The organism is Vibrio sp. SCSIO 43137 (assembly GCF_028201475.1).
Classification (GTDB): domain Bacteria; phylum Pseudomonadota; class Gammaproteobacteria; order Enterobacterales; family Vibrionaceae; genus Vibrio.
In genome coordinates, this window is the sequence record NZ_CP116384.1 from 147373 (window position 1) to 160866 (window position 13494).

Sequence of the window (13494 nt, forward strand, 5' to 3'; positions counted from 1 at the left end):
AGCTAAGCATAAAGTTAGCTGAGTATACAGCCACGACGACTGAGTTGGTTGTGGCTGACCCCAAACCTTGCAGTGACAAAATAAAAACCTCCCGCCTTCTCATAAACGGGTTTTGCAATGGCATGCTAAGCTGATATCGTTTAATAATAAGTCAGAAACGTCTTGGTAAAAGCCTGAAACTCCATGGAAAAAATTCTAATACTTATTGTGCCTCTGGCCATCTTGTTTTATTTCGTTAATCTTAAATATGGCAAAAAGAAGAGTTACAAAGATTGTGATTACAAGCATAAGAAACCATTACTGAACGCTAATGAATCGGTTTTTTATAACAGCCTGATCACCGCTGTAGGTGAGCAGGGCATTGTTCTGTCAAAGGTGAGTATAGCTAATGTGATAGCTCCTGAAACGACGGACAAAAAGCAGTGGACGAATGCTAACAGTTACATTTCCAGAGGTTATTTCGATTTTGTTGTTTGCGATCCCCGCACTTTAGAAGTCAAAGTGGTCATTGAACTTAATGATGATAAAGAGCTGACCAAGCCAAAGATTGAACGTGAAAAACTGTTGATACACATTTGCCATTCGGCGGGTATTCCCTTGATAGGTGCATCGGTAAAACACAGCTATCAGGTAAGTCGTTTAAGACGTTTGCTGGCATCGCATATTGACTTAATTGAGCCGGAAAAAGAGGTCAGGTTCTGTAAAAAATGTGGCAGCCCTATGGTGATTAAAGTCGCCACCAAGGGTGACCATAAAGGGCGCCGTTTCTTTACCTGCAGCAGGCAGCCTAACTGTACTTATACAGAGAACTATAACGTGATATTTGAAGAGGCGGAGAGTTAAACAAACTCTGCTGAATACCCATAAATCAAGGATGATTTAGGTAACGCATGATTAAAAAGGACGATATACCCTTACTTTTTTTGGGTATTACCACGACATTTGTCGGGCTCGGTATTGGCCGCTTTTCATTTACTGCTATGTTGCCGGAGATGATTTTGTCCGGCTGGTTCTCTGACAGTGATGCGACATACATTGGTACGGCGAACTTACTGGGTTATCTTGCCGGGGCTTTATTAACCAATCGTATCCTGAGATTCTTGTCGGTCGGTAAGATACTAAGCCTATCCGTTTTTGCCATCTCCCTGAGTTACCTTCTTTGCGCACTTCCCGGTTATTTTGGCTGGTTTGCTTTCTGGCGCTTTGTGGCCGGTATCAGTGGTGCATTTCTTATTATTGTCGGCCCCTCCACCGTTCTTTCATTTTTGCCCAAGGAGCGACAGGCATTCAGCGGAAACTTGCTGTTTGTGGGTTTAGGATTAGGGATTTTACTATCAACTTCAGTGAGTTATTTGTCTTATCGGCTTGGCTTTTCATCTGTCTGGTTACTGTTGGGGTTCGTTGCTGTTATCTTGCTTTTCCCGGTACGCTCAGTGGTGAGCCGTTATAACTTATTGACCACCAAAGCAACGCCGGTTAACCAATCTGCCGGAATAGCACTGTTCGCTAACAAGGCACTTCTTTTCGTTCTGCTGGCTTATGCACTTCAGGCCATGGGTTATGTTCCCCATACGGTGTTCTGGGTGGATTATCTGGCACGCGAGCTGGAACTTGGTACTACTGCTGCGTCAGTTCAGTGGATGGTGTTTGGTTTCGGTGCGATTTTTGGGCCAGTCATATTGGGAGTGATCACTCACCATTTGGGCTGGAGCTACTCTCTGATACTGGCGTTCGCCCTGAACACGGTAGCGATTGCAACCCCGCTATTTTGCCAGACAACAGCGGGCTATCTGTTCTCGTCCTTTTTTGTGGGGGCTATGCTGCCCTGTATTGTAGCATTGGTGTCCGGCTCTATTTACCAATTAGTAGGAGCCGATCTGCATAAGCAATACTGGGGGCTGGCAACGCTTATCTTCGCCGCCCTTCAGGCTTTCTCTGGCTACAGCATGTCACTGCTCTATAACTACTACTCCGGCTATCACAACCTGTTTGCGGTAGCGTCTGTCTGTTTGCTGGCGGGAACGGCATTCACCATCTCAAGTGTTTTAGTTAGAAACAGGCAGCTTTAATGGTGTGAGCTTTAATGGTGTGTGTCCCGATAAGCAATAAGCAGCGTCCTTCAGGTTCAGTGAGAGTCCTCCTTTGTTTCAGCTAGCTGAGCCGGAAAGCGTACGGTGACTTCGGTTCCCCTTTGCAAAATGCTGTTGATACTAAGTGTTGCACCGTGTGCCTCCACAATGGACTTAGTCAGGTACAGGCCAAGGCCGAATCCACCGGTGGTTCGTTGTCGAGCGCTATCAGCCCGGTAAAACGGGTCGGTGATTCTTTGCAGATGTTGGGGAGAGATGCCTTCCCCATGGTCTTGCACACTAAGAACAAAGGCTCCGTCAGCTTCGCTATCCAGTGTTACCTGTATCGGTTTCTCTTTTCCATGGCGAAGTGCGTTGCTGATCAGGTTTTTCAGAACAAGTTCTAACCGTAACGGATCACCTTCCAGATAGCACGGTTGTTGGCAAATCTGCCACTGAACCTGTGGGGAGTGGTGACCGATTTCGTACTGCATATCCTGCATAAACTCCGACAGAGAAAAGTGTTCCAGATTGAGCCTCTGGTGGCCTTTATTAAGTCGTTCAGTTTCCAGAATATGGGTGACTAACTGGCTAAGTTCATCCATATCGTCCTGCAGGCTTTTTCTCAGGCTATCTGGCTCGATAAGATCCAACTGGATTTTGGCTCGGGTAATCGGAGTTTTCAGTTCATGGCTGATGGCAAGAAGCAGTTCCTGCTTGGCATCAAGTTGTTCGTTAAGAGCGTTGGACATGGCATTTATACTTTCTGCCAGTTGACTGAACTCCACAGTCGGTTGTCGGGGGATTTGATAGCTTAGGTTACCCTGCCGGATTTTGTTGGCTCCGGCACGGATACGGTACAAGGGAGCAATGGATTTGTTTACGGCCAGTAAAGTCAGAACAAGAACGCCCAGAGCAGCCAGAGCCATCAGTTCTTTCTGATAACGACCGATAAAGGATATTTGTTCTTTTTCAAACAGAGTGAAGGTATGGCCGGAAGAGATATACTCTAACCCCTTAATATCTTGATAGGCTACAAAAGTGAGATTTTCAGTAAGGGGAGCCACTACAACTCTGTCCGACTTCTCTATGTTATTTTCTCCGGAGCGCCATTGAAAATCGGGCCCGGAGACATAAAGCTCCGATGGAAAGGCTTTAATAAACTGCCGCATTTTCTCTTCTGAGGGGGGAACTCCTACCTCTTCCACCAACGCTTTTGCCAGAACTTCAGTAATATAAATCTGTTGCTGATTCTCTTCCTCAAACTCTCCTTTGGCGACCGTCACGATCAGCAGAAACAGGGTTATGGTCAGTAAGCCGCTGGCGATAAAGATTGCAGTTATACGAATGGAAAGTTTTTGCTGCCATTTTGCGGCGGGATACATAACAGGTCACTCCTTTGTGATATTGCCGATAAACATGTAACCCCGCCCCCAGACAGTTTTAATATAGCGGGAAGGTTTGTCGATATCATGGATTTTGTTGCGCAGTCGGGAGACAAGTGTGTCAATTGCGCGGGAGTATATTTCGCTGTCTATACCACGCAGGCTGCTGGTGAGATCATCACGGCTAAACAGCAAGCCAGGCGAGGTCATAAACAGCTCAAGCAGGGCAAACTCCATGCTGGTGAGGCAAAGGTCTTGCTGGCTGAGAGTGGCGAGCTGTTTTTGTTGATCCAGCATCAGATCTCCTGATAGTAAAATACCTTTTGTAACGGCAGAATCAGCTGAGTCATAAAAATCATTGCGTCGTAACTGGCTGTTGATGCGAGCTACCAGTTCACGGGTATCAAAGGGTTTGGGAAGGTAGTCATCGGTCCCGATCTCCAGCCCTATGATCTTATCCACCACATCACCACGGGCAGTGAGCATAATAATGGGTATGGCCGAATAGCGGTCATTGCGTGCCCTTAGTTCCTTACAGATATCAAAGCCGGTTTTTCCCGGTAGCATCACATCCAGAATCACCAACTGAATATCATGCTGTTCCAGCAGCGTTATACCTTGTTCCGCGTGGGTAGCGTGTAGCAAGTCAAACCCATAGTTTTTAAAACTGGTTTGCAGAACCTGCCCCAGTTTAATGTCGTCTTCTATTATCAGTAGCTTTTTCATATCACTCCCCGCGTCTTACCTTAGTTAAACACCTGAAGGGGGTGTTGTTAATCTGCGCAGGCAAAAAGTCACAATTTGTCACACTTTATAAATCATATGACAAGATTTCCCTCTGCGGCAGCGGGAGAATAAACGGGTCACTTACTCTCAGGGAAAAATGATGAAACCAGCAATCACATTAACGGCAATACTGACCATGTTTTTAAGTAATCAGGTAAATGCATCTGATGATAATTGTGAGAACGAACTTGGCATTGAAGTACCGGAGAAGTGTGCCAGTATTTCTGTTCGTCATGACTATCAAAACTTGCATAACTTTCGCCAACTCAACCCACAATCAAACCAGTTAACTCTTAAATCCGGTGTTCTCTTCCGTTCTGACCAATTTAGTGAAATTGACACTCAGGATATGGAGAAACTGAGCAAACTAGGTATTAAAACCCTGATAGATCTTAGATCTTATGATGAAATAACAGATAGCCCCAATAAACATATTCCAACCCTTGAACAGCAAGTAAACCTGCCAATCGGATCGGATCCCGCTGATATTAAAAAACTGATGCCTATTGAAGTAGCAAAGCAACTCCGGCCGCTATGGTATGCCGGTGAGTTTCACAAGATTGATCAACTAATGCAGGATTATGGCGTTGATTTATAAAAAATCCGCATTGAGCGTTATCAGGATTTTGCCACCAAGTTTATCCCCCAGGCATCGCGCTTTTTACACCTGCTGGCGGAAAAAGATAACTATCCGATCGCCTTTCATTGTGCGGGCGGAAAAGACAGAACCGGCTATATGGCGGCAATCACTCTGTTAGCTCTCGGGTTTACAGTTGATGACGTGATGAATGACTATCTCACCACTAATTTGTATACCTACGAAGCCATTGTTGAGATGAGAAATACGGCACCTAAAGCGATTTTCCCTTCTGTCGGTGCTCATCAGAGCCAGATGAAGGCGGCACTCAAACAAATTAATACTGAATTTGGCTCATTTGATAACTACCTGAAAAATGTGCTGAAGATAGATGATCATGAGCTAAAGGCGATCAGGCAGAACTTATTGCAGTAGAAACAATAATGCCGTCCGGCTGGACGGCATTTTCTATTTCAGCAAGTGGTTAGGCTACGCGTTTACTGGCTTCTTGTTCCAGACTGCTAAGGTGGTTAACCACTTGCTGGGACAGGGGCTCAACCTCTCTATACAGCTCTTCTGCTTTGTCGTGGTTACCTTTTTCCGTTTCAGTCAGGATAAGCTTAATGGTTTCATGTAGCCGGGCATGGGGTTGCTCCATCTGCTGAAAAGCCTGATAGTTGCCGTACTGCTGCTTTCCTTCGCTGTAGTACCACTTTCCTAATTTACACTCATGGTGAGAGCAGGCCTGTTGATGAGTGATAGCACTGGTGTCACCGTTCAGGTAAGAACGAACCCTTGTTTTCCAGGCCAGATGTGCCTGTTTTGCATTAGAAAAATCGACATTTTTTGATCTGCCCAAATCAAAATCACTTAACAGCCCTTGCAGATGGATTGCTCCTGAGTTGATGGTCTCCGCTCTTTGCTGAAGTGCATTGGCTTCTGACTGAGTCAGTGAGGCTTGCTCGCTGATGGTTTCGATACTTTGACTCATCTCAACAGCAACAAGGCTTTGCTGCTCTGCTGCCGTCGCAATCTGAGTACTCATATCGTTAATCTGAGTCATCCCCTCTGCCACTTTGGCGAAGATCTCCCGGGAGGATGCCACCTTAGCCAGTGCATTCTGAGCTTCCTGATTGTTGGCTTCAATTGTATGAGCTGAGCTGACAATGCCTTTAGACAAGTCATCCAGCATACTACGAATTTCCTGTGTCGCTTCCTGAGTGCGCACCGCCAGTCCCCGCACTTCATCAGCAACCACCGCAAAACCTCTGCCTTGTTCTCCTGCGCGGGCCGCCTCGATAGCTGCGTTCAGAGCCAACAAGTTGGTTTGATCGGCGATACCGCTGATCACATCAGTAATGTTGCTGATCTGCTCACTGTCGGCCGAGAGGGTTTTAATCTGTTCTGTTGTCTGGGTAAGTTCCTGAGAAAAGGCTTCCATTGAGTGCAATGTATCTAATACTACATGGTCGCCTTCGGTTACTGTATTGGTGGCATCATTGGTTGTATCGGAAGAGTTAACCGCGTTTTTTGATACCTCTTCCACCGTGGTGCTCATTTCGCTCATTGCCGTTGCAACCTGAGTGGTGTGGGATGCCTGATTGTCCATATTTTTTTGCATACTGAAGCTGGCCGATGACAGTTGATCCGCTGAGGCAATAAGATCCTGAGTAGAAGAGACAACCTGCCCGAGAATGGTTTTGCTCCTTGCCTGCAGTAACTTAACCGCAACCAGAGTCCGGCCTACTTCATTCATGCTGTCGATTTCAATGCTCTGGTTATAGTCGCCGCTGGCCATTTCCCTGAGCCTGGTTCTGATATCATTCAAAGGTTCAAGAAGGCCGGCAATGGAGCGCCACCAGCCAATAGCGGTGAGCAATATGGACAGAGTCAGAAATGCGGTTAATACCGCATGGTCATCGACAATGCTGAAGAAAACGGCGGTTGCCAGAACAGCGATATTAACCAGTGAGATAAAGTTAAACTGGGCTTTAAAGGAGAATCGTTTCAGCAGGCCTAGCTTAGGCAGTTTGATATTTCGATCCTGACTCATTTTGGCATATAGCGCTTCTGCCTGCTGGACTTGCTCCCTAGAAGGTTCAGAGCGGACAGACTGATAACCAATCACCTCACCCTTTTTCCACACGGGGGTGACAAAGGCTTCAACCCAATAATAATCACCGTTTTTGCAACGGTTTTTTACTAGACCACGCCAGGCAACGCCTTGTTTAACTGTGCCCCAGAGATCTTCAAATGCAGCCTCAGGCATATCAGGGTGGCGGACAATGTTGTGATCTTGTCCGATAAGTTCTTCAGAAGTGAAGCCACTAATAGCTAAAAAAGCATCATTAATGTAACGAATTTTGCCGTTCAGATCGGTAACTGACACCAAATCTTCTGACGATCTAAACATCTGTTCTGTTGTGGTCACAGGTTTGTTAACGCGCATGAATATCTCCGTGTTGCTCAGCATTCAGTTTCATTATAAAAAGCTGTTATCTCTAATCTGTCTTTAACTTCACATTTTTCTAAATTATTAATATCTTATATTAATGTTGTTAACAGTTAGTAAGGGAGAGTAGACAATCACCTGCTTTATTCCTAAAGTAAGCTTTAGGTAAAGGCGTATTCAAGGTTTTCAGATGGATTTAAGTGTTGGTCAGGTAGCGAAACGAGCCGGAGTAAGTGTACCCACATTGCATTTTTACGAGCAGAAAGGGCTGATTAGCAGTAGCCGTAATGCGGGCAATCAGCGTCGTTATAGTCGTCATGTACTGCGTCGCATTGCGGTGATAAAGGCGGCACAGAATGTGGGGTTGACGCTGGGGGAGATTTCAGAAGCACTGGCATTTCTGCCAAAGGATAAGGCTCCGAAAAAAGAGGAATGGGAAGCGTTGGCAGCGGGTTGGCAGCAAAGGCTGGAAGAAAAAATCAGCAGCCTTCAGGCGATGCAGAATCAGTTGGGAAGCTGCATAAACTGCGGCTGTTTGTCACTGGAAAGCTGCTCACTGTACAACCCGGATGACAGCAAAGCAATCAACCGGCCGGGAGCCAAGCTGAATCACGCTAGTGAACAAGATGAATCAGCTTAACCCTATATGAGCTAGATAGTTTCAATCACCTGAGCCTGAGCCAGTCTGGCTTTAGGCTGACCGAAATTGTAGTCCTGCTGTTCATCGTGGTAACCCATTGCCAGCGCTACCTCACAAATATGACCGTCCAGCTCTTCTTTAAACAGTTCACCGATGAGCTCGCTGTCGATACCTTCCATCGGGGTAGAACCAATGCCAAGACGTGCCAGCACATGAAGAATATTACCCAGTGCCAGATAGACCTGAGCTTTGGTCCAGTTGCCGTTAAAACCTTGCTCATTGGTGTTGGCTTCTGCAAATGAGTAAGCCCCATCCAGCATGGCTTCATAGCGATCTGCAGGAAGGTGGCCGGAGCTTACTTCAGCATCAACACGCTTAGCGTATTTCTGTTTGGTAAAGTTCGGATCATAAGCAAGAAGCAGAGTATGAGACGCTTCTTTGGCATGTGGCTGGTTAAACTGGTGCTTATTAGCAAAGCTATCGTGTAGGCGTTGTTTGGCACTGTCACTTTCTACAACAATAAACTTCCACGGCTGTGAGTTAATCGAAGAAGCGGAAAGACGCAATGCCTCTTTGATAACCTCCATATCTGTGTCAGAGATACGTTTTGACGGATCGTATTTCTTTGTGGTGTAACGGTTGTTTAGATCTTGAATAATTTGATGAGTCATACTTTTCTCCTTGGAAGTCGTCGGACTTTATGTTGTCAGTCACAATGAGGGCTACTTTAACTTGTTTTTTCGCGTTGATAATTGGTCGATTTAAATAAACACTTTTTAGTTTTTTTTGATAATAGTGACAAAGCGTACTTAGCAGGCTGTCTTGGGCTTTGGTTCACTCACAGACATAATTACAACAAGATTCACAAAATATGCATTTGGGTCGATTTTTTATTTTTCAAAAGGTTAGAGTAGTTTTCTTCAGGCTTTGTCAGCCTGCCCTAAAACCTGCAGTAGTAACGGCTTCTCAACAGCTTGTTATCTTGTTGTCATTCACAGTACAATCACAGGGATTTCTATGATTAAAAAAACAACATGACGTTAAGTCTGTGGCCTTTATTTCTCCACTCTCTTTTGCAGCGGATGTTGCTGACAGTGTTGCTTGTCCAGAATTCACCAGTAAAATCAGTCAGAAAAAGAGCGTTACGGCTGATGATTTTTATGGTGGCCGCAGGCTAACCCCCTTGCTGTTGAAGCCGGTTATAAGGTACTGAAAAACGGCGGAACCGCTGCTGATGCGCTGGTGGCAGTGCAAACCGTACTGGGTTTGGTGGAGCCTCAGTCATCAGGGCTGGGAGGCGGCGCCTTTCTGGTTTATTACAATGCAGAAAACGGCAAACTCACTACTTTTGATGGCAGGGAAACTGCCCCTCTGGCGGCGAAGCCTGAACTGTTTCAGGATAGTAACGGTAAACCACTGAAGTTCTATGATGCTGTTGTAGGTGGTCGCTCAGTAGGCACTCCGGGAACGGTGAAACTAATATCGTCTATGCATCAGCAATATGGCAAAAAGCCTTGGGCAGAACTACTGCAACCGGCTATCGCTCTGGCTGACGGAGGCTTTGCGGTTTCAGAACGTCTCGCATCAGCTATTGCCCGTGATAAAAAACGACTAAGCCGGTATCCCGATACCCGATCTTACTTCTTTACTGCGCAGGGGTTGCCTCGCCCAGAAGGTAGTGTGCTGGTAAACAAACCTTACGCGCAGACTCTGAGAATGCTGGCGGAACAGGGTGAATCGGTTTTCTATAGCGGTCAGATAGCCAAAGATATCGTCGCAAAGGTTACCGGAATCAGTGATAACCCCGGATTTCTGGCAATGGAAGATTTTGCTACCTATAAGGTAAAAGAGAGAGAAGCGGTTTGCGCCGGTTATCATCAGTACGATATTTGTGGGATGGGGACCTCCAAGCTCGGGCGCGCTGACAGTCGGTCAGATACTGGGTATCGCCAGCCATTTTGATCTGAAAGGGATGGGTGCAAATGATCCGGTAGCGTGGCAGATCATTGGAGATGCATCCAGACTGGCCTTCGCTGATCGCGGCCGCTACATGGCGGACAGTGATTTTGTACCAATGCCGCAAGGGTTACTTGATAAAGCTTATCTGGCTGAACGTGCATCGCTGATTATCAAAGGCAAGGCTCTGACTGAGGTATCTGCCGGTAATCCACCGTGGGACAACAAAATCGCGCTGGCTGATGATGATTCCATTGAACTACCAAGTACCACTCATATTGTGATAGTCGATAAGGCAGGCAATATCATCTCTATGACCAGCACTGTCGAAAATGGTTTTGGTTCAAGGGTGATGAGTAACGGCTTTATCCTCAATAATGAGCTGACGGACTTCTCCTTCTCGTCCCATAAAAATGGCTACCCCGTTGCTAACCGGGTAGAGCCGGGTAAACGTCCACGTTCTTCAATGGCACCAACCATAGTGATGGAAAAGGGTAAACCTTATATGGCGGTCGGTTCTCCGGGTGGTTCAAGAATCATCGGTTATGTCGCCCAGACTCTGATTGCTCATTTAGACTGGGGAATGGATATTCAGGACGCCATCAATATGCCCCATCTGGTAAACCGGTTTGGTACCTATGATCTGGAGCAGGACAGCGATGCCGCCAGCTTTAAACCGGCATTGGAAAAGATGGGCTTTAAGGTCAATATCCGTGACCTTAACTCCGGCCTGCACGGTGTTGTGTTTAGCGACGGCAAACTCATTGGCGGTGCCGATCCCCGTCGTGAAGGCACAGTAATGGGGGATTAAGCTTATAAGCAATCGCTCCCATGCTCTGCGTGGGAGTGTCTATCCGGGCTCAGACTTACCTCTGAGCCTCCTTACTCTTCCGCCAATGGCAGCCCAGAATCCCCCGGACAAATATCGTCTATACTCGTAGTCATTTGGTGCACTAATTAAACTGCACATTATATTTTGGTAATTAAACCTCAACTTAAAACGATAAATCTCTTTACCGAGCGTCATTGGCAGGCTTTTTGCTAATAATTTAAGGAATGTACTATATTTTAGATGTTTCTATGTTAACTATTCGTATAATACAACCTTTGTTTCAAACCGGTTATGGAGCCAACAACCTTTGAGTCAGGTAGTAAAATTCATTTTAATTGCTGTAATTTGCCTGATGCACAAAATAGCACTGGCAAATCAGCCTATTACCTTAGGTGTGTTGGCTTACCTTCCTGAAGAACAGATGCTGGAACGTTATCAGCCTCTGGCGGATTATCTGACTAACGCATTGAAAAACAGAGAAGTGCGTGTTCTTCCTCTAAGCTATCAAGGTGATCAGATAGAGAATGCCATTACGGAAAACCGCCTTGATCTATTGCTAACCAATCCGAGCCACTATATTAAGCTTCGTACCACGCACAAACTCAGTGGTGCAATGCTCACTCAGGTCGTTCTCCGTTCCGGCGAAGCGGTCAGCTCCTTTGGCGGTGTAATAGTGACGCTAGCGGACAACCAACAGATAGTTACGCTGGAGGATCTTAACGACGTCCATATAGCTGCAGCGGATTTAAGATCTTTAGGGGGCTATCAGGCTCAGATCTATGAAATTTATAAGCAAGGGATTGAGTTACGGGGTAGGTTTTCATTTCTGAAAAAACACAATGCTGTGATAAATGCCGTGTTAACAGGTGATGCAGATGTTGGTTTCGTACGCAGCGGTGTCATTGAGAGTATGGCTCAAAGTGGTGCACTGGACGTAAGGCAAATCAAGCTGATTAATCAAAAAATGAATCCGGCATTTCCATTTGCCCACTCGACAAGCTTATATCCTGAGTGGCCGTTACTTGCACTGCCGCAGCTATCAGATTCTGATGTCAGGCGTGTAGCCTCTGCGCTGTTAGATTTAGATATCAGTCATCCGGCAGCCCGTGCGGCTAATATTGGTGGGTTTAATCCTCCGGCAGATTATCAGGAGGTAGATACCTTAGCACGTACACTAAGGGTTTCTCCTTATGATCAAGCACCTGAGTTTACTCTCTATGATATCTGGAACAAGCACCTGGCTGGGTTGTTGGTGATAGCGGTAACGATAGTCATCATTGTGTTTTTACTCTCCCTGCTTTTACATCGAAATAACCAGTTAAGACATAACGCAGAAAAACTCAGAAGAGCCGCGAGTGTATTTTCCAACGCCACCGAAGGCATCGTTATAACAAACAGCAATGGCAAGATACTGGATGTAAATAGTGCGTTTGAAGAGATTACAGGTTATTCCCGCTCAGAAGCCGTAGGTAAACGTTATGATTTAGTGGAGCCCGGCTTTCATAGTGACACCTCTTTTGAAGAGATCTGGTACAGCTTAGCGCAGAGCGGAGGCTGGCAGGGAGAGTTATGGTGTAAACACAAAAATGGCCAGAAGTATGCTGTTCAATTGATGGTTGGAGCTATTAAAACAAATCGTGGTGAAATGGAAGGTCACGTACTGTTACTTTCTGATATTACTCAAAAGCTTTTCTTTTCTTCTATTGAAGATATTCGTTCCAATGCAATGCAGTCAACAATAGAGGGTTCTCCCTTAAGTGAGACGTTAGATAAGATCCTTAAAGATATTGAGTTATTAAGCTCTGAAACACAATGTTCCATATTGTTACTGGATAAGTCAGGAAAACATCTCTTTAACCGTTCAGCCCCGTCTCTGCCCGAAGCCTATAGTCAGGCCATTGATGGCATTGCCATAGGTGATGGAATAGGCTCATGTGGCACCGCAGCCTATCGGCAGCAGCGCGTTATAGTAGAAAATATCCAAGAGCATCCTTTCTGGGCTGATTTTAAAGGCTTGGCGGCTCAGCATGATTTAGCAAGCTGTTGGTCTGAGCCGATTTTTGGTAAAAAAGGGCGGCTGTTGGGTACTTTCGCGATTTATCACCAAAGGCCAACCGCCCCAAGTAAAAAAGATATCCATTTAATCGAACGTACCGTTGATTTTATTAGCCTTCTTCTTGAAGGAGAGAGAGCCGAGCAGGAACTGATACGTTTAGCAACAACAGACGAACTGACCTCTTTAGCCAACCGGCGCCAGCTCTTAGCGATCATCGACTCTGAAATAGAACGGGCGAAACGTTATAAAACACCGTTGTCGTTTTGTATGGTCGATTTGGATAACTTTAAAGCCGTCAATGATCTGTACGGTCATGAAGTAGGTGATGAAGTTCTTAAAGCCGTTGCAGAAGCGATGAAGGGGTTTATCCGCACCACTGATATGGTTGGCCGGTTAGGAGGGGAGGAGTTTGGAATAATATTGCCTAACACCGCCCATGATGATGCGTTAACTATGGCTGACAGGTTGCGTCTAGCCATTGAAGAGTTAACAGTAGTTCATGAAAAATCATCACTCAATGTAACCATTTCTGTAGGTGTTAGCAGTATCAGACACAGCTCAGAAACCGTACTCAGTAATGACTTGCTCTCCTTAGCCGATCGCTGCCTCTATTATGCTAAACGTAGCGGACGAAACAGAGTCAGCGATAAGCCAATAGATTTAGATATTATGAAAAATGGTGGATAGTGAGTTGTCTTGCTTTGGCTTCTTCACAACCGTTTTGTAACTCGCCTTTCTGGC

General features: G+C 45.8%; 8 protein-coding genes and 2 pseudogenes. 6 read left to right on the plus strand and 4 right to left on the minus strand.

Going from position 1 to position 13494, the window contains the following annotated elements; genetic code table 11:
* Window positions 1–183: 183 nt before the first annotated feature.
* Both PK654_RS16475 and PK654_RS16480 read left to right on the plus strand, forming a co-directional pair.
* Window positions 184–843 (plus strand): DUF2726 domain-containing protein, encoded by a 660-nt coding sequence (locus PK654_RS16475; RefSeq protein ID WP_271700049.1) that lies wholly within the window; start codon window positions 184–186, stop codon window positions 841–843.
* 47 nt (window positions 844–890) lie between these two features.
* A complete protein-coding gene (locus PK654_RS16480; protein WP_271700050.1) occupies window positions 891–2069 on the plus strand; it encodes a YbfB/YjiJ family MFS transporter in 1179 nt (392 codons plus the stop codon).
* Between the two features lie 56 nt (window positions 2070–2125).
* Here PK654_RS16480 and PK654_RS16485 read toward each other — a convergent pair whose 3' ends face one another.
* Together PK654_RS16485 and PK654_RS16490 are read right to left on the minus strand one after the other, a co-directional pair.
* On the minus strand, window positions 2126–3454 hold the full coding sequence (locus PK654_RS16485; protein ID WP_271700052.1) for a sensor histidine kinase: 1329 nt from the start codon (window positions 3452–3454) through the stop codon (window positions 2126–2128).
* A gap of 6 nt (window positions 3455–3460) precedes the next feature.
* Window positions 3461–4180 (minus strand): response regulator transcription factor, encoded by a 720-nt coding sequence (locus PK654_RS16490; protein WP_271700053.1) that lies wholly within the window; start codon window positions 4178–4180, stop codon window positions 3461–3463.
* Window positions 4181–4376: 196 nt separating this feature from the next.
* Here PK654_RS16490 and PK654_RS16495 point away from each other — a divergent pair.
* Window positions 4377–5252: pseudogene (locus PK654_RS16495) on the plus strand (tyrosine-protein phosphatase).
* A 49-nt stretch (window positions 5253–5301) separates the two neighbouring features.
* Here PK654_RS16495 and PK654_RS16500 read toward each other — a convergent pair.
* On the minus strand, window positions 5302–7266 hold the full coding sequence (locus PK654_RS16500) for a methyl-accepting chemotaxis protein (RefSeq protein WP_271700055.1): 1965 nt from the start codon (window positions 7264–7266) through the stop codon (window positions 5302–5304).
* A gap of 193 nt (window positions 7267–7459) precedes the next feature.
* Here PK654_RS16500 and soxR point away from each other — a divergent pair, with 193 nt between their 5' ends.
* Window positions 7460–7909, plus strand: coding sequence for a redox-sensitive transcriptional activator SoxR (gene soxR, locus PK654_RS16505; protein WP_271700057.1), 450 nt, complete (start codon window positions 7460–7462; stop codon window positions 7907–7909).
* An 11-nt stretch (window positions 7910–7920) separates the two neighbouring features.
* Here the strand turns inward: soxR and PK654_RS16510 are convergent, their stop codons facing one another.
* Window positions 7921–8580, minus strand: coding sequence for a nitroreductase family protein (locus PK654_RS16510; RefSeq protein ID WP_271700059.1), 660 nt, complete (start codon window positions 8578–8580; stop codon window positions 7921–7923).
* A 377-nt stretch (window positions 8581–8957) separates the two neighbouring features.
* Between PK654_RS16510 and ggt the strand changes: the two are divergent.
* Window positions 8958–10676: pseudogene (ggt, locus tag PK654_RS16515) on the plus strand (gamma-glutamyltransferase).
* Window positions 10677–11049: 373 nt separating this feature from the next.
* Window positions 11050–13440, plus strand: a complete 2391-nt coding sequence (locus tag PK654_RS16520) for a diguanylate cyclase (protein ID WP_271700060.1) — start codon at window positions 11050–11052, stop codon at window positions 13438–13440.
* The last annotated feature ends 54 nt before the right edge of the window (window positions 13441–13494 follow it).